The organism is Sinomonas atrocyanea (assembly GCF_030811715.1).
Classification (GTDB): Bacteria; Actinomycetota; Actinomycetes; order Actinomycetales; family Micrococcaceae; genus Sinomonas; species Sinomonas atrocyanea_A.
On sequence record NZ_JAUSRH010000006.1, the window covers coordinates 204,809 to 225,614 of the forward strand.

The following is a 20,806-nucleotide window of genomic DNA, read 5'->3' on the forward strand; positions in this document are numbered from 1 at the left end:
GGACGCCGCAGGCGAGCACGACGTCGGCCCCCCACCTCTTGGGTGAGGGGCCGGCGTCGTGCGTGGGGCAGGTCAGAGTTCGCGGTCGCGGGACTTCAGGGCGTCGCGGATCTCGGTGAGCAGGGCGATCTGCGGGTCCACCGGCGTCTCCGCCGACTTCTCCTTGATGCCGAGCTTGCGGTTGCGGTGCTCGATCATCTTGTTCATCGGGACGATGATCACGAAGTAGATCGACGCCGCGATGAGCAGGAAGTTCACGATCGCGGTCAGCAGGACCCCGAACTTCACCGGCCCGACCACGAGGAAATTGTTGAAGTCGTGCTGGCCGATCAGCACCGAGATGGCGGGCATGAGGACGCTCTTGACGAGGGCGTCCACCACGCCGCCGAACGCGGCCCCCATGATCACGGCCACGGCGAGGTCAATGACGTTGCCCTTCATGATGAAGGTTCTGAATCCACTGAGCATGGGGACCACCTTAGACGGGTCTACGGGTGCAGCAGCACCTTGGTGTAGCCGTCCTCGCGCGCGTCGAACTTGGCGTAGGCGTCCACGGCGTCGTCGAGGGCCACCTCGTGGGAGACGATCCAGGACGGGGCGGCGCGGTCGGCGGTGATGAGGTCGCGGAGCTCGCGGTTGTACCTCTTCACCGGGCACTGCCCGCCCGCCAGGCTGATCCCCTTGGTGAAGGCCTGCCCGTACTCGAATGGGAGCCGGCCCTGCTTCGCGAGGCCGTAGGCGGCGCCGGGGTCCTCGGGGACGTAGACGCCCACCACCCCGATGTGGCCGGTGGCCCGGACCACCTCGATGAGGTTGTCGAGCACCATCTCGGGGTGCTCCTCGCCGGCCGGGTCGTGGGCCTGGTAGCCCACGGCCTCGACGCCACAGTCCACGCCGAAGCCGTCCGTGGCGTCCATGATGGCCAGGCCCGGGTCCACGTCGGCGAAGTTCACCGGCGTCGCGCCGATGCGCGCTGCGAGATCGAGGCGGTCGGGCTCCTTGTCCACCACGAACACCCGTGCGGCGCCCTTGAGCAGCGAGCTGTACGCCGCCATGAGGCCCACGGGGCCGGCGCCGAACACCGCGACGGTCTTCCCGGGGGAGACCTGGGCCATCGTGGCGCCGTGGTAGCCGGTGGGGAAGATGTCCGAGAGCATCGTGTAGTCGTTCTCGTGCTCGTTGCCGGCCGGGAGCCGGAGCAGGTTGAAGTCCGCCCACGGCACCCTCAGCAGCTCCGCCTGGCCGCCCCAGTAGGGCCCCATCTTCGGGTAGCCGTAGCCCGCGCCCGGGTCCCCGGACGGGTTGGCGCGCAGGCACGCGGACGTCCAGCCGTCGTTGCAGTTGCGGCACGTGCCGCACGCGAGGTTGAACGGCACGGACACGCGGTCGCCGACCTTGATCCGGTTGACCCCGGGCCCCACCTCCTCGACGATGCCCATGTTCTCGTGGCCCAGGACCATCCCGGAGTCGAGCTCCGCGCGCCCCTCATAGGGGTGCAGGTCCGAGCCGCAGATGTTCGCGGTGGTGATCCGGATGACTGCGTCGAGCGGCTCCTCGATCCTCGGGTCATCGACCTGCTCCACGGCCAGTTCCCGCGGACCCTTGTACACGACTGCCTTCATGAGGACTCCTCCTGCCAGTCGGTGCGGTTGTCCTCAGGGCACCATCCCCGGCGTGGGCGGGGCCAAACATGGGCGGCGGGTCAGCCGTTGTTGTTGCCGGTGTCGTTTCCGGTGGTGGGGCCGGGGCCGGTGGTGCCGGTGCCGCCGCCGTCGGTCGTGCCGGTGCCGCCGTCGGGCGTCCCGGCGTCACCCGTGATGAGGCTCTGCGGCGGGGTGTCGAAGTCGCCGTGGTCGTAGTACCCCGCCGCCTGCTGCATGTAGGAGGCCCACTGCGGGCCGGCGATGTACGCGCCGTCGACCACCGGGTAGAACTTCCCGTTGACGGTGACGTCGCGGCCCATCCGGGCGCTCGGGCCGTTGAGGGCCTCGCCGAAGTACGACGCCGTCGCGAGCCCCCGCGTGTAGCCCACCACCCACGTCTGGCTGTTCTCGTTGTTCGTGCCCGTCTTCATCGCGTCGGGGACGCTCAGCTTCTGGGGGATGAGCACGCCGGAGCCCTTCGTGGCCACGTCCTGGAGGACGCTGGTCGCGGCGCTGGCCACGTCGCGACTGAGCGCGCCCTGCTGGCACTGGCTGGTCTGGCCGCCGATCTTCTGGCCCTTGACGTCGTCCACCTCGGTGATGGACATCGGGGCGCAGTACGTGCCGCCGCTCGCAAAGGTCGCGAACGCGCTGGCCATGGTCATCGGCGCGACGTTGGTGCCGCCGAGGAGGTTGCCGAGGGTGGAGAGGTCGAGCTTCTTGCCCGACCCCGCGCCGTCGTGCATCCCCATGGCGTCCGCGGCGCGCTGGATGTCGCAGAAGTCGTTGAGGTCCGCGGCCGAGGCGAACGTGGCGGTGTTGATCGAGTTGTAGATGCCCGCGCGGACGGTCATGGGGCGGTAGTAGCCCTCGGAGTCGTTCTGCAGGTCCGTGGAGCCCGGGACGGTGCTGTCGAAGACGCCGTGGACCGGCCCGCAGGTGGACTTCCACGGGAAGTCGGCGCCGTAGCGGCGGCGCGTCGCGTCCACCACCTGGTTGGTGGGCTTGCCCTCGTTCAGCCAGGCCGCGAGCGTGACCGGCTTCATGGTGGAGCCGGGCTGGTAGCCGCCGGCGCCGCCGAGGTCGTTGCCTGATCCGTCCGTCGAGTCGACGTTGAAGTTGTAGGAGGTGACGAACCCGGAGCCCTGGCCGTCCACCATCCGGCTGTTCTGCGCCATCGCCAGGACCTGGCCGGTGCCCGGCTGGACGGTGACGAGCGAGGCGCCCCACTGGTCCGGGTTCGCCCCGGCGGTCGCGTCCACCTGCGCCTGGGCCGGGCCCTGGAGGCGGGGGTCGAGGGTGGTCTTGATCGTCAGGCCGCCGAGCATGACCTTCTGCAGCCGGGCCGTGGTGTCCTTGCCGTAGGCGGGATCGTTGAGGATCTGGTGCAGGACGTAGTCGCAGAAGTACGGGGCCGAGGAGTAGGGGCAGCCCTGCCTGGGCGGGTTCAGCTTGAGCTGGATCGGGGACTTGACCGCGTCGTCGTGCTGGCTCTTGTTGATGTAGCCGTGCTGGAGCATCGCGTCGAGCACGAGGTTGCGGCGGTCCTTGGCCCGGTCCGGGTGCTGCGAGGGGTCGAAGTAGGCGGGGCCGTTGACGAGGCCGGCGAGGAGCGCGCCCTGGGGGAGCGTGAGGTCCTTCGCGTCCTCGGAGAAGAAGTACTGGCTCGCGGCCTGGATCCCGTAGGCGTTGGCGTTGAACGGGACGATGTTGAGGTAGCCGGCCAGGATCTGGTCCTTCGAGAACTTCTGCTCGAGCCCGATCGAGAGCTCCATCTCGCGCAGCTTGTCGCTCACGCTCTTCTGCCCGTTGAGCACGATGTCCGCGCTCTGCCCCTGGGCGATGAGCTGCTCGTTGAGGGCGTTGGTCACGTACTGCTGGGTCAGCGTCGAGGCGCCCTGCCGCCCGCCCCCCGCGTCCGTGACGAGGGCACGGGCGATGCCCAGCGGGTCCACGCCGCCGTGCTGATAGAAGCGGTAGTCCTCGATGGCCACGATCGCGTTCTTGATGTTCGGCGACATCTTGTCCAGCGGCACGTCGGTGCGGTTCTCGCTGAAGAGCGTGGCGATCACCGACCCGTCCGCCGCGACAATCTTTGACGCCTGGCCCGGCTGCGCCTCCGTGAGGTCGGACGGCACCGAGGTGGTCAATGTCTCCGTGGCGCCGCTCGCCGCGTTCCCCGTGAGGGCGACGGCGGGGGTCATGAGCCCGGCGACGAGCACACCGCACAGCCCGCTCACGGCGAGGAATGCGAGGATCCTGCCGAGGGTCGTGGACGTGTCGAAGTACTTCTTGCTGCCAGGGGACATGCCGTGTAGCGTATGCGGCCCGCCTAAATGCAACCTGTGAGGGGCCGCCACCGGCCGTCAGACCTTGCGCAGCAGCATCCTCCGGATGGAGTGGTCGGCGTCCTTGGTGAGCACGAGCTGCGCGCGGCCGCGCGTGGGCAGGACATTCTGGATGAGGTTCGGCTCGTTGATGCGCTTCCAGATGCTCCGGGCCGTGGTGACCGCCTCCTCGTCCGACAGCGAGGCGTAGCGGTGGAAGTAGCTCTCGGGCTGGGCGAACGCGCCCGAGCGCAGCTTGAGGAACCGCTCCACGTACCAGTGCTCGATGTAGCTCGTCTTCGCGTCGACGTAGACGGAGAAGTCGAAGAAGTCGCTCAGGGCCAGGCCGGTGGTGCCGTCGCCGCGGGGCCGCGCGGGGGCCAGGACGTTCAGGCCCTCCACGATCAGCACGTCGGGCCGGCGCACCACGACCTCCCGTCCGGGCACGATGTCGTACGTCAGGTGCGAGTACCAGGGCGCCCGCACCTCCTCGGCGCCCGACTTGATCTCGGCCACGAAGCGGAGCAGCGCCCGCCGGTCGTAGGACTCCGGGAAGCCCTTGCGGTCGAGGACGCCGCGGCGGGTCAGCTCGGCGAGCGGATACAGGAAGCCGTCCGTGGTGACGAGCTGCACATTCGGGGTCGACGGCCAGCGCTGCAGCATCTCGCGCAGCACGCGGGCGATCGTCGACTTGCCCACGGCCACCGAGCCTGCCACGCCGATCACGAACGGCGTGCGCTGGGTCGACTCCCCGAGGAACGTCTGCGTGGCCGTGTGCAGCTCGCCGGACGCCTCGACATAGAGGGAGAGCAGCCGGCTCAGCGGCAGGTAGACGTCGCGGATCTCCCGGAGGTCGAGGGGATCGCCGAGCCCGCGGATGCGGTCGATGTCGTCCTGGTTGAGGGGCTGCTCCATGCGGTCCGCGAGGCGGGCCCACGTGGCGCGGTCGAGCTCGACGAACGGGGACGCGCCGTCGCCGGGGGACTCGCTTCTCTGCAGACTCACCCGTGCATTCTGCCAACTGGGACCTCGCTGCGCGAACTGCAGGGGTTCGGGCTCGGCTCAGCCACCGTCCGGGCGCGCCGGTAGGATGTGACGCATGTGTGGAATCGTCGGCTATGTCGGTACCGCCCGCGCGCTCGCAGCCGCGGATGGCAACAGCAGTCACAGTGCCCTTGATGTCGTGATCGAAGGCCTGCGGCGCCTCGAGTACCGCGGCTATGACTCCGCGGGCGTGGCCGTCGTCGCGGACGGGGCCATCGAGTCCCGGAAGAAGGCCGGGAAGCTGAAGAACCTCGAGAAGGAGCTCGCCGAGCGGCCCCTTCCCGAGAGCGTCACCGGGATCGGGCACACCCGCTGGGCCACCCACGGCGGCCCCACGGACGCCAACGCGCACCCGCACCTGGCGGACGGTGGCCGCCTCGCCGTCATCCACAACGGCATCATCGAGAACTACGCCTCCCTCAAGGCCGAGCTGGCCGCGAAGGGCGTCCCGTTCCTCTCCGAGACGGACACGGAGGTCGCCGCGGCCCTGATCGGCGACTACTACCGCGGCGAGGCCGACGGCGACATCACCCGCGCGATGCAGCTCGCCTGCCAGCGGCTCGAGGGCGCGTTCACCCTGCTGGCCGTGCACGCGGAGCAGCCCGGCACCGTGGTGGCGGCCCGGCGGAACTCGCCGCTCGTCGTCGGCCTCGGCGAGGGGGAGAACTTCCTCGGCTCCGACGTCTCCGGCTTCATCGACTACACCCGCCGTGCCGTCGAGCTCGGCCAGGACCAGATCGTCACCATCACCCCGGACTCGTTCGAGGTGACCGACTTCTTCGGCGCCCCCGCGAGCGGCAAGGAGTTCGAGGTCTCGTGGGACGCGGCCTCGGCGGAGAAGGGCGGGTTCAACTCCTTCATGGAGAAGGAGATCAACGACCAGCCCGCCGCCGTGCACGACACCCTCCTGGGCCGCTCCGACGCCTCCGGCCGCCTCGTCCTCGACGAGCTGCGCATCGATCCGGAGGAGCTCAAGAAGGTCAACAAGATCATCGTCCTCGCGTGCGGCACCGCCGCCTACGCGGGCCTCGTGGCCAAGTACGCGATCGAGAAGTGGTGCCGGATCCCCACCGAGGTGGAGCTCGCGCACGAGTTCCGCTACCGCGAGCCGATCGTGGACGCCCACACCCTGGTCGTGTCCATCAGCCAGTCCGGCGAGACCATGGACACCCTCATGGCCGTGCGCTACGCCCGCGAGCAGGGCGCCAAGACGGTCTCGATCTGCAACACGAACGGCTCCACGATCCCGCGCGAGTCCGACGCCGTCCTCTACACGCACGCGGGCCCCGAGATCGCCGTCGCCTCGACCAAGGCGTTCCTGGCCCAGATCACCGCCGCGTACCTCCTCGGCCTGTACCTCGCCCAGCTGCGCGGGAACATCTTCTCCGGCCAGATCAGGGACGTCCTCGCGGACCTGAACAAGATCCCGGAGAAGATCCAGACCGTCCTGGACGCCGCCGGGCCGCTGCGCGAGCTCGCCCGCAGCATGAAGGACGAGAAGTCCGTGCTGTTCCTGGGCCGCCACGTGGGCTACCCGGTGGCCCTCGAGGGCGCGCTGAAGCTCAAGGAGATCGCGTACATCCACGCCGAGGGCTTCGCCGCCGGCGAGCTCAAGCACGGCCCGATCGCGCTGATCGACGAGGGCCAGCCCGTGTTCGTGGTGGTCCCGTCGCCGCAGGGCCGCGACTCGCTGCACGCCAAGGTGGTCTCCAACATCCAGGAGGTCCGCGCCCGCGGTGCCCGCACCCTCGTGATCGCGGAGGAGGGGGACGAGGCCGTGCGCGCGTACGCCGAGTACGTCTTCTACGTCCCGCAGACCCCGCCGCTGCTCATGCCGCTGCTGACCACGGTCCCGCTGCAGATCTTCGCCGCCGAGCTTGCCTCCGCGAAGGGCTACGACGTGGACCAGCCGCGCAACCTCGCCAAGTCCGTCACGGTGGAGTAGCCCCCCGTTCCGGGTACGCATCTCGTCGCCTTTTCGGGCTTTCGGGTACGCAGGCTCTGACGTACGACGACGGCCGGTCACGTTCCGCTGGGAGGTGACCGGCCGTCGTCGTCCGCCGCGGGCGACCAGGTCAGATCAGGGCGTCGAGCGTGACGAAGGTGTAGCCCTCCGTGCGCATCTGGTCGATGATGCCGGGGAGGGCGGCGGCGTCGAGGGTCGAGCCGTCGTCGGGGTTGGAGCCGACGTGCATGAGCACGATCTCGCCCGGCTGGATCGCGTTCATCACCCGCTGGATCACCGACGGCGCACCGCGCGTGCCGCCCACGGTGCCCTGCCAGCCGAGGGAGTCGACGGTCCAGCGGATCGCCGCGTACCCGCTCGCGTTCACGGCGGCGATGGTGCGGGCATTGCGGGCGCCGGAGGGGAAGCGGAAGAACGGCCGCGGGTCCACGCCGTCGGCCCGGATGGCCGCCTGCGCCGAGGACAGCTCCGCGGCGATCTGCGCGTCCGTCAGCGTGGTCATGTCGGGGTGGGTCATCGAGTGGTTGCCGACCCGGTGGCCGCCGGCCGCAATCTGGGCGACGTCCGCGGGGTGGGCCTTGGCCCACGCGCCCGTGAGGAAGAAGGTCGCGGGCACGTGCTGCGCCGCGAGGGTCGAGAGGATGGAGGCCAGGCCTGCGTCGTTGGCGCCCGCGTCGAACGTGAGGGCCACGACCTTGTCCTGGGTGGGGATCCGCTCGATGTCCTGCCCGCGCAGGTTCGGCGGCAGCGCCATCGGGGGCAGCGGCGGCCGGGCCGTCGCGGTGGGCTGCTTGGGCGGCGCGGACGACGTCGGCGGGGCGCCGGGCGTGGACGGGCGGCCGGACGTCGGGACCGGCGAGGCGGATCCCGTCGGGGTCGATGCGGTGGGGGACGCGGTCGGCGAGCCGGACGCGGCAGGTGGGGCGGCCGGCGTCGGCTGCGAGGTCGAGCGGGTCAGGACGATCACGAGGGCCGTCGCGGCGAGGACAAGCACCACCGCCGCCACGATGATGATCGTGAGCCGTCGCCTGCCGAGTGCCGCCATGTGCAACCCCCTCGGTCATGACGGTACGCCCGCGGGTGCCGGGGCGCGAGGGACTTTGGTCGGCTCAGCCGAGCACGAGGCCCCGCACGTAGGCGGCCTGGCCCACGTGCTGGGTCGCGTCGTTGAGCAGGCTCACGAGGCGCACGGCCGCGGTGACCGGCGGGGACCAGCGCTCGTCGACGACGCGGCCGAGGTCCTCGGGCTGCAGGCCCTTGACGACCTCGGTGATCCGGGCATGGACGGCATCGTGGTAGCCGCGCAGCACCTCGGCGTCCACGGCCGGGAAGGCGCCGACCTCCTCGCTCGACTGTCCGTAGCCGGTGGCCCAGTCCCCGTACGGCAGGGCGAACCGCTCGCGCCACTGGGGCCACAGCTGCCCGGGAGGGACCTCGCGGGTTCGGGCCTTGGGCGGCTCGTTGCCCTCGAGGACGTGGGCGAGGGCGGCGATGTGGTCGTCCTCCACGCGGGTCAGGTGCCACACGAGCCAGGCGACGTGGTTGGCGTGGGGGCCGGGGCGCTGGAGCAGCTGTGCGGGGGAGAGGCCCAGGAGCACGTGCTCCACCGATTCCTGCACCCTGCCGAAGCCGTCCAGCAGGATGTCCGTGGCCCAGTTCTGGTCTGCAGTCATGCGGCCCACCCTATTCCCCGCGCGCCGGGGTCCGGGAGTGGCGGGCGCGCAGGGAGCATGTCCCCTCCTGCTGTGCGATTCTGCTCATGCTCGTTCCGTGGTCGCCGAGTTGCGGGGCGTGTCATGCGGAAACGCGCCGGGGTGGCGTGCGGGCGTGAGCACCATCGCTCGGAGGCATTGGACTCTTCGGCACTCATGGCAGGAAGTGAGGCCAGAGCTCGAGGACCCGCGCGATCTCATCGACCACGGATTGGCGGTCGTACCAGATGCGCTCCGGCAGGTAGCGCAATGTCGGCTGGCCTTGGAGGAGGGCGGCGTTCATGCGGTAGCGGTCCTTGGCGAACGACTTCCGGTCACCGTGGTACTGAAGCCGTCGATCTCAACGGGCAGGACGCGCTCGATCCTGAAGTCCACGGTGCCGACGCCGGGGAGCCAGACCTGAGTTTCGACCTCCCACCCCTGTGCGAGGAAGAGCAGCCTGGCTTCGACCTCTGGCTGGGACTGGGCCTGCCTGTCCGTGTCGAAGATGACCTGGGCGAGCACCTTCCGGGCGCGAGCGTCGGACCGGCTGTCGAGTGCGGTCCAGAGCGTCTCGCGCTTCACGCGTCCGGCTCTCGCAGCAGATTCCACCATGCTGACTGCCTGGGGCGCGTCCATGCAGCCCAGGGCGTGGATCAACGCGTCCTCCACCGACACGAGGGGCAACTCGTGGTGTGGGGGAAAGAGCAGCTTCCGGTGGCTCACGCAGCCTTGGGCCCGCGCATGGCGGGTGGCGAGATGCCGGCGGTCGGGGGCGGATCGGATCCACAGGCCGTGATAGCTCGCGGCCGAGCCGCAGGTGATGAGGCCGTCACGCATGAGGGCGAACAGGAAGTCGGGATTCGCATCCGGCAATGCCCAGAGTCCTTTGCGGGGCCTGCGCGCACGCCCTTCGAGCGATCCGATCTCACGTCTGGTGAAGCCCGCGCGGAGCAATGCTCCCGTACGGGCAACGCCGCCCAGTGATCTGAGGTAGTCGATGGGATCCATCCCTCCACTTCAGTCCTCAGGTGGCCGGGCTGGGCGAGCGCATTCGCGCTATGTGGACGACGCCCCCGATCCGCTCTGCGTGGGGGACAGGGGGGAGCGGTCATGTGCGGGCGATCTTGCTCACCGAGATGGGCTTGGTAGTGGGCATCGGCGGCGTGTTGGTTCGGACGCGCGGGGCCTCGGCGGGACGGTGAGCAGAACCGTTGTTGGCGCCGTGCTGCCGGGACTGGGCGACATTGGGGAGCAGACGTACGGTTCTGCTCACCGAGCTGGGAGCGGCACCTGGCCGTGCGGCGCGTCGAGCGCAGCCACGCCGAGGCCCGCGCCGACCATGAGCAGAATTGCTCGACTGCCGGGCTGGAGGCTGGAGCGGGGCGGAGGTCGGAGCGGGCGGGGACGGGATATGGAGCGGAGGGGCGCGGTCGGATTTTACTTGAAGTATCAACTAAATGCCCTTATGCTGGATGCATGACCGCAGCCCAGCCCCCCGTCCTGTTCCTCAGCCACGGCGCGCCACCGCTCGCCGACGACGCCACGTGGACCCGCCAGCTTCACGAGTGGTCGAGCACGTTCGCCAAGCCCAAGGACATCCTCATGGTCTCGGCGCACTGGGAGAACGCGCCGGTGACCCTGAGTGCGACCGAGCGCCCGCAGGAGCTCGTCTACGACTTCTGGGGCTTCCCGCAGAAGTACTACGACGTGCGCTACGAGGCCCCGCTCGCTCCCGAGCTCGCGAACGAGGTGGCCCGGCTGACCTCCCAGCACGGCCACCATGTGGAGCGCGATGAGGCCCGTGGCCTCGACCACGGCGCGTACGTCCCGCTCAAGGAGCTCTTCCCGGGAGCGGACGTCCCGGTGGTGCAGATGTCGATGCCGACCCTGGATCCGCGAGGCCTGTTCGAGCTGGGCAGGACCCTGGCGCCGCTGCGCGACCGTGGGACGCTGATCGTGGGCTCCGGTTTCACCACCCACAACCTGCGCTGGTTCAACCCGCGCGCCGGCGCCGACGTGGCCCCGCCCGCAGCGTCCTCCGAGTTCGACCACTGGGCCGAGGAAGCCATGTCCCGCGGCGACGTGGACTCCATCCTCGACTTCATCCACAAGGCCCCGGCCGCCCGCGAGGCGCACCCGCGCTCGGAGCACTGGGCCCCGCTGTATGTGGCCCTCGGCGCGGCCTCGGAGTCGGGCGGGATCGACGCGGAGACTGCGATCGAGGGCTTCTGGTTCGGGCTGTCCAAGAGGTCTTGGACCCTCACCTAGGTCACTGCAGAAGGAGCGCCGCGACCCGCGACCCGCCGAAGGCGCCCCCGAGCATCCGGACCCTACACGCGCCCGTCGGGGTAGATGCTGCGGGTCTCGGCCCGCTGGTACCGGCGCCGCCAGCGCAGGCGGGGGCGCGGGAGCACGCGGGACACCGCGAGCACCGCGTACATGAGCGTGTTGAGGGCCACGAACGTCGCGAGCACGTTGACGAACGGGCTCTGCAGGATCGACTCGTCGAACAGGATGCCCAGTGGGACGCGGACAGGGTTCATCGCGGGGTCTCCTCGGCAGCGGGAGCAGCGGGTATGGAAGGAACCCCAGCAACAGCAGGACCGGCGGGTAAGGCGGGAATACCAGCAGCAGCGGGTACGGCAGGAGCAGGAGCAGGAGCAGGAGCAGCAGCGGCACCAGCCCCGGCCTCCGCCGGCCGCACGAGGTGCTTCCACGCGGCCTTCCGCCCCGCGGTGATGTCCGCGATCCCCTTGAGGTAGACGACGTTGAGGAACATGTCGAAGACCAGCTCGGGGAACAGGCAGGCGGCGAGGATCCGGGCCCGCCAGCCCCCGCCCCACGCGGTGACGAGCCGCTCGAGCGTGAACCAGAACCCGAGTCCGAGCCAGAACGGGAACCAGATCCAGGTGTCCATGGACAGGGCCATCAGGGCGATGAGGAAAAGGTAGGTCCCGAGGGCGATCACGCTGTAGCCGATCCCGAGCTGCTGGAACCAGTACCGCGCGGTCTGGGGCGTGACCCCGTAGGCGCCGAGGTTCTCGAGCGCGCCGCGCTGCCAGCGCAGCCGCTGCGCCCAGAGCATCCGCCACGTGGGCATGAGTTCGGTCTCCACCGTGCACTCGGGCGGGGAGACCATGAGCGCGCCGAGGGACTTGAGCGCGATCGTCAGCTCGTTGTCCTCCGTGAGCGCGGCGGTGTCGTACACGTCGCCGTGCCGGCCCGGGAGCTGGGTGCCGCGGGCGTCGGCGACGGCCCGCAGGGCCACGGGCCGGAACACGGACGCCGTGCCGGTCAGGACGAACACGCGCCCGCGGCGCCGGCGGATCTCGCGCGAGTAGCGGATGTACTCGTTGCGCTGGAACTGGCCGATCAGGCCGTGCCCCTCCTCGCCGTAGAAGAGGCCGCCCACGGCGACGAGGGCGCGGTCGTCCGTGAACCGCCGCACGGCCTCGGCGAGGAACTGGCCGCCCAGCTTGGTGTCCGCGTCCATCACCATGACCACGTCGTTGCCGCCGAGCCCGGGCAGCAGGGTGCGCAGCGCCTGGTTGAGCGCCCCGCCCTTCTTGTCCGTGTTGCCGCGGGTGATGAAGACCTCGGCGCCGGCTGACCGCGCGATCTCGGGGGTGCGGTCGGTGCAGTTGTCCGCCACCACGATCACTCGGTCCGGGCGGAGGGCCTGCGCGTCGAGCGAGGCGAGCGTCGCGGGCAGCGAGGCCTCCTCGTTGTGCGCGGGGATGAGGACGGTGACGGTCACGGGCCCGGCGAAGACGCCGCGGGTGGCGGCCATGATGGTCTTCGGCGCGAGCGGCCTGGCCCGCACGTGCGCGGAGGCCCGGCGCGCGCGCGTGGCGATCGCCCGGTCCACGAGCGCGACGCCGGCCCCGAGCAGGATCGCCGCGGCCACGGCGGCCAGGACCACGCGCCAGTGCGGCGCGTGGGCGTCGTAGAAGACGTCCCATACCCCCGCGATCGAGACCTCGGCGGGCTGCCAGAGCGGCGGCGGCTGGCTCGCGGCCACCCCCCACCACAGCAGGAGCGCGGCGCCGGTCACGGCCGCGACGATCAGGAGGCCTACGAGCCTCTGGAACCATCTCCCCATGGCGCGCATGCTACCGGGCCGAAGTGACGGCCCAGTAGGCCGGGACGCGGAGGTGGCTCCCGTCCGCCGGCAGCGCGAGCGCCAGGGCCGTCGAGCCGTCCGCCTCGAGCCGCCACTGCTCCTCCGGGAAGGCCCTCGCGCGCTCGGCCGGACCGAAGTGCCCGGGCTGCGGCAGGGTGCGGATGGCCTGCGCGAGCGGCGGCGGGATGGACTCGCCGCTCGCCCCGAGGGCGCGAAGGTAGCCGAGCCCGCCCCCGGGAACGTTCGTCTCGACGAGGTACACCCGTCCCCGCGCCCCCACCAGTGTGCGGAGGCCCGCGGCGAGGGCCCGCTGCCTGGCGGGGGTGAGGACGTGGAGCACCCCGCGCACGACGGCGTTCGCGTCCCCGAGCTCCCCGTGGAGCCGCGCGCTGGTCTCGGGATCAGTCGCGTCGGCTGCGAGGAAGTCGACGCGCCCCGGATCCCCGTGGTGCCTGGCGGCGAGGTCCACGGCGGCGGCGGAGGCATCGACACCGAGCACGCGGGGGAACGCCCCGGCGAGGGCGGCGGAGAGCCACCCGGAGCCGCAGCCCACGTCCACCAGGGGCAGGGAGGCGTCGAGGTGGTCAATCCCGCGGGCCACGTGTTCGGTGGCCTCCGAGCGCGGGTCGCCCTCCCAGAGCACGTCCTCGGGGAGGCTGCCCTCGGCGATGCCCGCCCAGAACCGCTCCCACGCGGTGGAGGGGCTGCGCGGGACCTTGCCGGAGAGGACGGCCACGCGGGAGGCGAGCCGGATGCTGTCACCGAGGGGCATCATGGTCTCCTTCCTGCACGGCCCGCAGGAGCAGGGCCAGGTCGGCGGCTGGCATGGGCCGGGCGAAGAGGTAGCCCTGGCCGTACTCGCAGCCCAGCTCGCGCAGGAGCCTGGCCTGGGCCTCTTCCTCGATGCCCTCGGCGACCACGGTGAGCCCGGCAGCGTGGATGAGCCGCACGATCGCGTCGACGAACGCGACCTGGGTCGGGTCGCTCGCGATGGTGTCGACGAGCGACTTGTCGATCTTGGCCCGCACCGCGGGAAGGGTGCGGAGGTAGCTGATGGAGGAGTAGCCGGTGCCGAAGTCGTCGATCTCGATGGGCACGCCGAGTTCCCCGAGGGAGCGCAGGGTCTGGCGTGTGTCGGGGCCGCCGGTCATGATGGCGGACTCGGTGATCTCCACCGTCAGCCGCGGGCCGGGCAGGCCGGCGTCGTCCAGCAGCCTGCGGATGTGGGCCGTGAGGTCCCCGTGGGCGAGCTCGGCAGGGGAGATGTTCACGTGCAGGCTGAAGTGCTCGGGCAGGCCGGGGTCGCGGGCCCACTCGCCCGCGGCCTCGACCACCTGGGTCAGCACGCAGCGGCCGAGCTCGACCATGAGCCCGGCGTCCTCGGCGACGTCGAGGAAGGTGGACGGCGGCAGCAGACCCCGGACGGGGTGGCGCCAGCGCACGAGGGCCTCGGCGCCCGCGAGGGTCGCGTCGGCGAGCCCGACGATCGGCTGGTAGAAGACCTCGATCTCGCCCCTGGAGAAGGCGGCCCGCAGGTCGGCCGCGACGCGCACGCGCTGGGCGACGACCTCGTGCATGGCGGGGTTGAACACGCTGATGCCCCCGTGGCCCTTGGCCTTGCCGGCCTCGAGCGCGGCGTCCGCGTCGCGCAGCATCTCCTCGACCGCCAGGTGCCGCTCGGCGTACCGGATGCCGACGTTGCCGCGCAGGCTGACCTGGATGCCGTTGACCAGGACACGCTCCTTGAGCGTGTCGAGGACGGTCCGGGCGGTCCAGAGCACGCCCTCCGCGTCCTGCCCGGTCACGAGCACCGCGAACTCGTCGCCGCCCAGCCGGCCCACGAGGTGCCCGTCGCCCCCGGCGTCCCCCACCGCGGCCCGGAGCCGCTGGGCCACCTCGACGAGCACGGCGTCGCCGGCCGAGTGGCCGAAGGTGTCGTTGATGAGCCGGAACCCGCGCAGGGCGAGGATGACGACGGCGGCCAGCCCGCCGTCGTCGGCCGTCTGCAGGGCGGCGTCGATCCGCTCGCGCACGCACCGGCGGCTGGCGAGGCCGGTCAGCTCGTCCGTGTCGACGAGGCGGCGCAGCTCCTCCTGGGCGCGCTCGAGCAGCTCGGTGCGGTGGGCGATGCGGGCCTCGAGCTGGTCGTACAGGGTCTCGAGCTCCTCGGCGAGGAGGTTGATGCCCGTGGTGACGGCGTCGATGGAGTCGCGTGCGGGGGAGGTCTCCATCCGCTGGGAGAGGTCTCCGGCCGAGAGCCGCACGATCAGGTCGATGAGCTTCTCGAGCCTGTCGTCCGCCGGCTCAGCTGCCATCGGCGGCCTCCGCAAGCCAGGCCCGGGCGCGGTCCTCGTCGGTGAAGAACTTGGTGGGGCACGGTGCCTTGTTGACGCCGAGGAAGAAGTTGGCGAGCACGCGGTCCACGGCAGAGGCGCCGAGCAGGGCGATCGCGGCCGCCGCGCAGGGCCGGGCGAACACGGCCCGGGCCGAGCGGCTCACGGAGGAGGTCGTGGCCATGTCGATCAGGAGCGGGACGCGGCCCTGCCCGGCGGCCTCGTTGACGCGGGCCATGGCGGCCTCGGCCTGGGGCGCGTCGATGTCCACACCGCGCTCCCACACGAGGCGGAGCACGCCGGAATCGTCGAAGGAGAGCGAGCTGATGCCCGAGTCGGTCCCGTTGGGGCTCTGCTGGGGATCCACGCCGCTCCTCTCACGTCCAGGCGCCGCGGCGGCGCCACGTTGGGAGCATACCCCGGGCCCTGCCCGGCGGCCGGTACGCTGGGCCCACGGGAGGTGCCCGCTTACGGGCACGGGGAGGAACACTGTGGGGGTCGCTCTGGACCTGGGCACGCTCACCGTCGTGATGGCGGTCGTCTCGCTGTGCGTGCTCGTGCTGTTCTACTTCGATGCGTACCGGGCGAATCCCACGGGGCCGGCCCGGTGGTGGTGCCTCGCCCTCGCGACGCTGTGTGCCGCCGGCATCCTCAACGACGGCGGTGTGGCGGTGGTCAGCCTCATCGGCCAGGGCCTCATGGTGATGGGCGTGGCGTCCATGTGGGCCGGCGTGCGCCGTCTCCGCGACCCGGAAACGCCCGCCGTGTACCTCGTGCTCGGGGTCCTGGCCACCGGGCTCGTCGGATTCGTCGCCCGCTTCCTCGACCCTTACATGTGGGGAGCCGTGGTGCTCCTGCTGCTCTCCGGCCTGTTCTGCGCGGCGATCTTCGTCGAGCTGCGGCGCCAGCGCACCGTGCCGTGGCGGACGGCCCGGAACTTCGCAGTGATCGCGGTGATCACCGGCGTGTACGACCTGGTCCGGGCCATCGCCCTGGCGGCCCTGGGCGGCGCCAGCCCGGCCTTCAAGGCGATCTTCGGGCAGGGCTTCTCGCTGCTGGCGGCGATCGTGCTCATTGTGGCCGCCGCCACGAGCCTGGCCGCGCTCAACAGCGCCACCCGCACGGCCCACTTCCAGCAGCTCGCCACGAAGGACGCGCTCACCGGCCTGCTGAACCGCACCGAGTTCATGCGCCGGGCGGGGGAGATGCTCGGCAGGGCGCACGAGCAGGGCACTGTGGTCACGGTGATCATGGCGGACCTGGACAAGTTCAAGTCGATCAACGACGACTTCGGCCATCTGACCGGGGACGAGGTGATCCGCGCCTTCGGCGTGGCCTGCCGGCAGTCGGTGCGCTCGCGGGACCTCGTGGGCCGGTTCGGCGGCGAGGAGTTCATCATGGCGCTCGCCGGCTCGTCGGCGGCCGACGGCGTGGCGGTCGCCGAGCGCATCCAGTTCGTCCTCTCCGCCCAGCGCATCCTCCTCGACGGGCACACCGTGCCGACGGCGAGCTTCGGGGTGGCGGACAGCGCGGTGCACGGGGATGACCTCGGGGCGCTCATCGCGAGCGCGGACGCGGCCCTGTACGGCGCGAAGTCGGCCGGGCGGAACTGCGTGATGGTCAGCGGCGCGGCCCCGATAGAGTAGCCGCATGGCTATCATCGGCATCGGCGTGGACGTCGTGGACATCGCACGGTTCGAGCGTCAGCTGGAGCGGACCCCGGGCCTGCGGGACCGGCTGTTCGTGCCCGCGGAGCGCGAGCTGCACGTCCGGTCCCTGGCCGCGCGCTTCGCCGCGAAGGAGGCCGTGGCCAAGGTCCTCGGCGCCCCGGCGGGCATGAACTGGCAGGACTGCTGGATCGGCCTGGGCCCCGCGGGCCCCGAGATCCAGGTCAAGGGCACCGTGCTCGCCGTCGCCGAGGAGCGCGGGGTGCGCTCTTGGCACCTGAGCATGAGCCATGACGGCGGGATCGCCACCGCGATGGTCGTCGCCGAACGCTGACCCGGTCAGGCCGAGGCCGGCTGGGCGACGACGCCCGAGTGGCCCGCCGAGGTCGGGAAGCCGCCCGCAAGGCGGCCGGAGGACGTCGGCGCCGGGCGCGCCGGAGCCGACGGCGCCGCGGCGTCGGAGACCGCGCCCGCGAGCACCTGCTCGGCGGCGGCCACCGCCTGCGCGGAGGCATCGACGGCGACGGCTGCATTGGAGGAGACCGCAGGGGAGGCAGCGTGTGCCCGAGACGGCCGCCTGACGGACCACACCACGGCGAAGCCGTACACGAGGCCGAGCACCCCGCTGCCGGCCCAGACGATGAGCCCGATCTCCTCGGACAGGGCCGCTGCCACTGCCGAGGCCAGGATCACGGCCGCCGCGACGATCGCAGAGATCCGAGCCCTGCGGTCCAGAAAGTCCCCCATCAATGCCCCCCACCGATGCCCCGCCCAACGCGGAGTGAGTTATGACTTGCATTACCGGGACTGAAAACGGTAATGCCTCGTTGATTCTACATTCGATGGCGGAGCACAACCAGCCCGGTGTCCCTCATTACAATCGCCCCATGACCGAGGCCTTCACCGGAACACAGGTCCGCGCGGCGGAGACGCCGCTCCTCGACGCCGGGCGAGGCCCCGAACTCATGGCGAGGGCCGCGCACGGGCTCGCACTCGCCGTCGTCCGCCTGATCCGGCGGGAGCGCGGCCGGGTGGCGGGGGCCCGGGTGGCGGCGCTCATTGGGAAGGGCAACAACGGCGGGGACGCGCTGTTCGCCCTGGCCGAGCTGGCGCGCCGGGGGGCCCGGGCCACCGCCGTGCTCACGGGCGGGAGGGCCCACCCCGAGGGCCTCGCGGCCTTCACACGGGCCGGCGGGCGCGTCACAGAACGCCTCGAGGAGGCCGACATCGTGGTTGACGCGGTGCTCGGCACCGGCTTCTCCGGCGAGTATGCGCCCCCGCTCCCGCGGCCGGACGCCCTCGTGGTGGCCTGCGACCTCCCCTCCGGCCTCGACGCGGACACCGGCACCGCCGGTCCCGAGGTGTGGCGCGCCGACCTCACGGTGACGTTCGGCGCGCTCAAGACGGGGCTGCTGGCGGGCCGGGGGCGGGCGCTGGCCGGCCGGGTGGAGGTCGTGGACATCGGCCTCGGACCGCACCTGCCTGCCCCGGACGTCCGCTCGCTCGACGCCGCGGCCGCCGCCGCGCTGCTTCCCTCCCCCCGCGACGACTGGCACAAGTACTCCCGTGGGGTCCTGGGCCTCGTCGCGGGCTCGGAGCCGTACCCGGGGGCGGCGGTGCTCGCCACGGCGGGCGCGCTCGCCACGGGCGTCGGGATGGTGCGGATTGTGGCGCCGGACGCCGTGCGCCGGCTCGTGCTCTCCGCGCACCCGGAGGTGGTGGGCTCGTCGGAGCCTGCGGGGCGGGTGCAGGCCTGGGCGGCGGGGCCGGGGATCGCGGACGACGCCGCGCAGCGCCGCGCGCTGGCCGTGGCCCTTGAGTCCGGGCTCCCCGCGGTGGTGGACGCGTCCGCGCTCGACGTGCTCCTCGGGCTCCTGGAGCGGTCGGCCGGGGAGCACGTGGTGATCACTCCGCACGCGGGGGAGCTCGAGCGGCTCCTGGGGGATCCGTCCCGCGAGGCGATCGAGGCGGAGCCAGTGCGGTGGGCGCGGGCGGCCTCGGTGCGGCTGGGGGTGACGGTGCTGCTGAAGGGCCCGGCCACGGTCTGCGCCGCGCCGGACGGCACCGCGTGGGTGCAGGGGGAGGGCCACCCGTACCTTGCGACGGCCGGCAGCGGGGACACGCTGACCGGGGTCCTCGGAGCGCTGCTCGCCACGGCCCAGGACCTCCGGCCCGTGGAGGCGGCAGCGCTCGCGGCCTTCGTGCACGGGGCGGCCGGGCGCGTGGCCGCCGAGTCCGGGCCGTTCGGCGCCGGTGCGCTCGCACCGGCCGTGCGGGAGGCGGTCTCACGGCTGTCGGCCCGTGCCGCCCTCGGCCGGGCTGCGGGGTCTTCGGGCCGCTAGGGTCCCGGCGAGTCCGGGCTGCTGGCTGCGAGCTCATCATCGGCTTGGGCCTGCAGCACCACGGCGGCGAGGTCCTTGGCGCGGGCGGCGGCGCGCGGGTCGCCCTCCGCGGCGGCCACGAAGCTGCCGCAGATCAGTGTCTGGAGGGTGCGGGCCACCGAGGCGGGGTCGTCGACCCCGGCCTCTGCGGCGATCTCCTCGAGGTGGGCCAGGGTCGGGTCGAGCTGCTCGGCGGCGGCGCGGCTGAGGGGGTGCTCGGCGCCCATCTCCAGGATCACCCGCTCCAGGGGGCCGGGCGGGTCTCCGCGGAGGATCAGGCCGTCGAGGTCGTCGAAGATCCCGAGCAGCGCCTCCCGCCCGCTCCCGTGGCTGTCCCGGGCGGTCCGCACCATGCCCGCGCGGGCGCGGCCCCAGGCCTCGAGGCAGGCCAGGACCAGCTTGTCCTTGCTGCGGAACTGCCGGTAGAACGTGGACTTCGCCACCCCGGAGCGGGCGATCAGCTCGTCCACGCCGACTGCCCGGATGCCCCGGGTCGCGAAGAGGCCTTGGGCGGCCGAGAGGATCCGTGCCCTCGAAGACTGCCTGGCCCGCCGTGGGGCCGCCAGGCCCAGACCCATCGTCGCGACTGCGACTGGTAGATGCATGCCCGCCCCCTCCCACTGCCAACTTCCTGACATCGTGGGAGATAGGTTTCCCGGCGCCCTCGCAACCGAAACGGCGCCCAGGCCGCCGGGCGGCCTGGGCGCAGGGGAGGGGGCGGGACGGGCCCTGTGCGCGCCCTAGTTCTGGTTGGCCTTCTCGCGGCGGCGGAGGTCGATCTGGCGCTTGTCGTCCTCGCGGGTCTGGGCGGGGCGCCCTGGGGTGGCCGGCCGGTGCAGGTCGATGAGCGCCCGGGCGAGCTTGCGCGCGCGGGCGGCGGCCCGCTGGTCGCCTTCGATGGAGGCGACCATGGCGCCCTTGGTGAGGATGTGGAAGGACCAGGCGAAGCCCACCGGATCCTCGAGCCCCGCGGCCTCCGCGAGGGCACACAGGCGCTCGCGGATGTCGGTGAGGTGCCTCATCGCGGCACGCCCGAGAAGATGGCCGGGCCCGAATTCGATCACCACATGGAGGAACGTGTTGACCTCGGCCGCGCCGCGGCTGAACCAGTCGTCGAGCACGGTGAACGCGGCCAGGATCGCGTCGTCCGGGTTGTGCGCGTGGGCGATGGCTTCCTCGATGGCGTTCTCGCGGACCTGGTACCAGCGGTCCATGTAGGCCAGCACGAGGGCTTCCTTCGAGGGGAAGTGCCGGTAGAACGTCGCCTTGGCGACTCCGGAGTGGGCGATGATCTCGTCGATGCCGACGTCTCGTACGCCTCGTCTTGCGAAGAGCCCATAGGCGGTCTCTAGGATCCGCTCGCGGGCAGGTTTGCGTGCCGCGGCCTCGGGGGCCCGGCCGTCCTCATGACCGACCATGGTCAGGATCGTAGCACGGGTAGACAGACTGGTCTGTCTCATATATAAACGTTCTGACGGAACAGACAGGTCTGTCTCGTTGAGAAGCGTAGACGTTGCCAGCATCAACACCGGGAGCCGCCGCAGGGCGGTGCAGAGAGGGTAGGTCGCTGTGAGTGAGTCAGCTGTGATGGAGCCCGAGTCGGCTGCGATGGAGTCCAGGGGCCAGTT

General features: G+C 71.6%; 21 protein-coding genes. 5 read left to right on the forward strand and 16 right to left on the reverse strand.

What is annotated here, in order from left to right; all coding sequences use genetic code 11:
* Positions 1–72 precede the first annotated feature (72 nt).
* The 4 genes from mscL to coaA all read right to left on the reverse strand — a co-directional run bounded on the left by mscL (position 73) and on the right by coaA (position 4,975).
* Positions 73–468 carry a large conductance mechanosensitive channel protein MscL gene (gene mscL / locus J2W21_RS11730; RefSeq protein ID WP_307114680.1) on the reverse strand — a complete coding sequence of 132 codons (396 nt, stop codon included), beginning with the start codon at positions 466–468 and terminating at the stop codon, positions 73–75.
* A 20-nt stretch (positions 469–488) separates the two neighbouring features.
* Positions 489–1,622 carry a glutathione-independent formaldehyde dehydrogenase gene (locus tag J2W21_RS11735; protein ID WP_307114681.1) on the reverse strand — a complete coding sequence of 378 codons (1,134 nt, stop codon included), beginning with the start codon at positions 1,620–1,622 and terminating at the stop codon, positions 489–491.
* An 80-nt stretch (positions 1,623–1,702) separates the two neighbouring features.
* On the reverse strand, positions 1,703–3,952 hold the full coding sequence (locus J2W21_RS11740; protein WP_307114682.1) for a transglycosylase domain-containing protein: 2,250 nt from the start codon (positions 3,950–3,952) through the stop codon (positions 1,703–1,705).
* Between the two features lie 57 nt (positions 3,953–4,009).
* Positions 4,010–4,975, reverse strand: a complete 966-nt coding sequence (coaA, locus tag J2W21_RS11745; RefSeq protein ID WP_307114683.1) for a type I pantothenate kinase — start codon at positions 4,973–4,975, stop codon at positions 4,010–4,012.
* Between the two features lie 94 nt (positions 4,976–5,069).
* On the opposite strand from coaA, the gene glmS reads away from it, so the two are divergent.
* Complete coding sequence (gene glmS, locus J2W21_RS11750; RefSeq protein ID WP_307114684.1) at positions 5,070–6,959, forward strand: glutamine--fructose-6-phosphate transaminase (isomerizing); 1,890 nt, start codon at positions 5,070–5,072, stop codon at positions 6,957–6,959.
* Positions 6,960–7,089: 130 nt separating this feature from the next.
* Here glmS and J2W21_RS11755 read toward each other — a convergent pair whose 3' ends face one another.
* From J2W21_RS11755 to J2W21_RS11770, 4 genes are all read right to left on the reverse strand, one after another.
* Entirely contained in the window at positions 7,090–8,025 is a 936-nt protein-coding gene (locus J2W21_RS11755) for a polysaccharide deacetylase family protein (protein WP_307114685.1), read from the reverse strand.
* A gap of 64 nt (positions 8,026–8,089) precedes the next feature.
* Positions 8,090–8,653, reverse strand: a complete 564-nt coding sequence (locus J2W21_RS11760) for a mycothiol transferase (RefSeq protein WP_307114686.1) — start codon at positions 8,651–8,653, stop codon at positions 8,090–8,092.
* Between the two features lie 193 nt (positions 8,654–8,846).
* On the reverse strand, positions 8,847–8,975 hold the full coding sequence (locus J2W21_RS11765; protein WP_307114687.1) for a hypothetical protein: 129 nt from the start codon (positions 8,973–8,975) through the stop codon (positions 8,847–8,849).
* Positions 8,972–9,682 carry a hypothetical protein gene (locus tag J2W21_RS11770; protein ID WP_307114688.1) on the reverse strand — a complete coding sequence of 237 codons (711 nt, stop codon included), beginning with the start codon at positions 9,680–9,682 and terminating at the stop codon, positions 8,972–8,974. The genes J2W21_RS11765 and J2W21_RS11770 overlap by 4 nt, the downstream gene beginning before the upstream one ends.
* 468 nt (positions 9,683–10,150) lie before the next feature.
* Between J2W21_RS11770 and J2W21_RS11775 the strand changes: the two genes are divergently transcribed.
* Positions 10,151–10,942 (forward strand): dioxygenase family protein, encoded by a 792-nt coding sequence (locus tag J2W21_RS11775; RefSeq protein WP_307114689.1) that lies wholly within the window; start codon positions 10,151–10,153, stop codon positions 10,940–10,942.
* A gap of 62 nt (positions 10,943–11,004) precedes the next feature.
* On the opposite strand, the gene J2W21_RS11780 is transcribed toward J2W21_RS11775, so the two are convergent.
* From J2W21_RS11780 to J2W21_RS11800, 5 genes are read right to left on the reverse strand one after another with little or no spacing between them, the layout of a single operon-like run.
* Positions 11,005–11,217: a hypothetical protein gene (locus tag J2W21_RS11780; RefSeq protein ID WP_307114690.1), complete on the reverse strand. Its 213-nt coding sequence runs from the start codon at positions 11,215–11,217 to the stop codon at positions 11,005–11,007.
* Entirely contained in the window at positions 11,214–12,776 is a 1,563-nt protein-coding gene (locus J2W21_RS11785; protein WP_307114691.1) for a glycosyltransferase family 2 protein, read from the reverse strand. Before J2W21_RS11785 ends, J2W21_RS11780 begins: the two co-directional genes overlap by 4 nt.
* A gap of 10 nt (positions 12,777–12,786) precedes the next feature.
* Complete coding sequence (locus J2W21_RS11790; RefSeq protein ID WP_307114692.1) at positions 12,787–13,569, reverse strand: class I SAM-dependent methyltransferase; 783 nt, start codon at positions 13,567–13,569, stop codon at positions 12,787–12,789.
* Complete coding sequence (locus tag J2W21_RS11795; protein WP_307114693.1) at positions 13,556–15,112, reverse strand: putative bifunctional diguanylate cyclase/phosphodiesterase; 1,557 nt, start codon at positions 15,110–15,112, stop codon at positions 13,556–13,558. The genes J2W21_RS11790 and J2W21_RS11795 overlap by 14 nt, the downstream gene beginning before the upstream one ends.
* A complete protein-coding gene (locus J2W21_RS11800) occupies positions 15,102–15,497 on the reverse strand; it encodes a DUF7793 family protein (protein WP_307114694.1) in 396 nt (131 codons plus the stop codon). The genes J2W21_RS11795 and J2W21_RS11800 overlap by 11 nt, the downstream gene beginning before the upstream one ends.
* Positions 15,498–15,621: 124 nt before the next feature.
* Here J2W21_RS11800 and J2W21_RS11805 point away from each other — a divergent pair, with 124 nt between their 5' ends.
* Positions 15,622–16,776, forward strand: coding sequence for a GGDEF domain-containing protein (locus tag J2W21_RS11805; protein WP_307114695.1), 1,155 nt, complete (start codon positions 15,622–15,624; stop codon positions 16,774–16,776).
* A 4-nt stretch (positions 16,777–16,780) separates the two neighbouring features.
* Positions 16,781–17,131, forward strand: coding sequence for a holo-ACP synthase (locus J2W21_RS11810; protein WP_307004395.1), 351 nt, complete (start codon positions 16,781–16,783; stop codon positions 17,129–17,131).
* 5 nt (positions 17,132–17,136) lie between these two features.
* Here the strand turns inward: J2W21_RS11810 and J2W21_RS11815 are convergent, their stop codons facing one another.
* Positions 17,137–17,544: a hypothetical protein gene (locus tag J2W21_RS11815; RefSeq protein WP_307114696.1), complete on the reverse strand. Its 408-nt coding sequence runs from the start codon at positions 17,542–17,544 to the stop codon at positions 17,137–17,139.
* Positions 17,545–17,684: 140 nt separating this feature from the next.
* Here J2W21_RS11815 and J2W21_RS11820 point away from each other — a divergent pair, with 140 nt between their 5' ends.
* On the forward strand, positions 17,685–19,139 hold the full coding sequence (locus J2W21_RS11820) for an NAD(P)H-hydrate dehydratase (protein ID WP_307114697.1): 1,455 nt from the start codon (positions 17,685–17,687) through the stop codon (positions 19,137–19,139).
* Here the strand turns inward: J2W21_RS11820 and J2W21_RS11825 are convergent.
* Together J2W21_RS11825 and J2W21_RS11830 are read right to left on the reverse strand one after the other, a co-directional pair.
* Positions 19,136–19,783, reverse strand: coding sequence for a TetR/AcrR family transcriptional regulator (locus J2W21_RS11825; protein ID WP_307114698.1), 648 nt, complete (start codon positions 19,781–19,783; stop codon positions 19,136–19,138). The genes J2W21_RS11820 and J2W21_RS11825 overlap by 4 nt on opposite strands.
* A gap of 135 nt (positions 19,784–19,918) precedes the next feature.
* The gene (locus J2W21_RS11830) at positions 19,919–20,596 is read right to left on the reverse strand and encodes a TetR/AcrR family transcriptional regulator (RefSeq protein ID WP_307114699.1); all 678 of its coding nucleotides are present in this window, start codon (positions 20,594–20,596) and stop codon (positions 19,919–19,921) included.
* Positions 20,597–20,806 lie beyond the last annotated feature (210 nt).

Bases quoted from the DNA above. Each gene is read 5' to 3' on its own strand.
- J2W21_RS11810 (WP_307004395.1), top strand. From the start codon at position 16,781: ATGGCTATCATCGGCATCGGCGTGGACGTCGTGGACATCGCACGGTTC.
- J2W21_RS11775 (WP_307114689.1), top strand. From the start codon at position 10,151: ATGACCGCAGCCCAGCCCCCCGTCCTGTTCCTCAGCCACGGCGCGCCA.
- J2W21_RS11785 (WP_307114691.1), bottom strand. From the start codon at position 12,776: ATGGGGAGATGGTTCCAGAGGCTCGTAGGCCTCCTGATCGTCGCGGCC.
- J2W21_RS11740 (WP_307114682.1), bottom strand. From the start codon at position 3,952: ATGTCCCCTGGCAGCAAGAAGTACTTCGACACGTCCACGACCCTCGGC.
- J2W21_RS11820 (WP_307114697.1), top strand. From the start codon at position 17,685: ATGACCGAGGCCTTCACCGGAACACAGGTCCGCGCGGCGGAGACGCCG.
- J2W21_RS11830 (WP_307114699.1), bottom strand. From the start codon at position 20,596: ATGGTCGGTCATGAGGACGGCCGGGCCCCCGAGGCCGCGGCACGCAAA.
- mscL (WP_307114680.1), bottom strand. From the start codon at position 468: ATGCTCAGTGGATTCAGAACCTTCATCATGAAGGGCAACGTCATTGAC.
- J2W21_RS11770 (WP_307114688.1), bottom strand. From the start codon at position 9,682: ATGGATCCCATCGACTACCTCAGATCACTGGGCGGCGTTGCCCGTACG.
- J2W21_RS11780 (WP_307114690.1), bottom strand. From the start codon at position 11,217: ATGAACCCTGTCCGCGTCCCACTGGGCATCCTGTTCGACGAGTCGATC.
- J2W21_RS11765 (WP_307114687.1), bottom strand. From the start codon at position 8,975: ATGAACGCCGCCCTCCTCCAAGGCCAGCCGACATTGCGCTACCTGCCG.
- J2W21_RS11760 (WP_307114686.1), bottom strand. From the start codon at position 8,653: ATGACTGCAGACCAGAACTGGGCCACGGACATCCTGCTGGACGGCTTC.
- J2W21_RS11795 (WP_307114693.1), bottom strand. From the start codon at position 15,112: ATGGCAGCTGAGCCGGCGGACGACAGGCTCGAGAAGCTCATCGACCTG.
- J2W21_RS11790 (WP_307114692.1), bottom strand. From the start codon at position 13,569: ATGCCCCTCGGTGACAGCATCCGGCTCGCCTCCCGCGTGGCCGTCCTC.
- J2W21_RS11735 (WP_307114681.1), bottom strand. From the start codon at position 1,622: ATGAAGGCAGTCGTGTACAAGGGTCCGCGGGAACTGGCCGTGGAGCAG.
- J2W21_RS11825 (WP_307114698.1), bottom strand. From the start codon at position 19,783: ATGCATCTACCAGTCGCAGTCGCGACGATGGGTCTGGGCCTGGCGGCC.
- glmS (WP_307114684.1), top strand. From the start codon at position 5,070: ATGTGTGGAATCGTCGGCTATGTCGGTACCGCCCGCGCGCTCGCAGCC.
- J2W21_RS11815 (WP_307114696.1), bottom strand. From the start codon at position 17,544: ATGGGGGACTTTCTGGACCGCAGGGCTCGGATCTCTGCGATCGTCGCG.
- J2W21_RS11755 (WP_307114685.1), bottom strand. From the start codon at position 8,025: ATGGCGGCACTCGGCAGGCGACGGCTCACGATCATCATCGTGGCGGCG.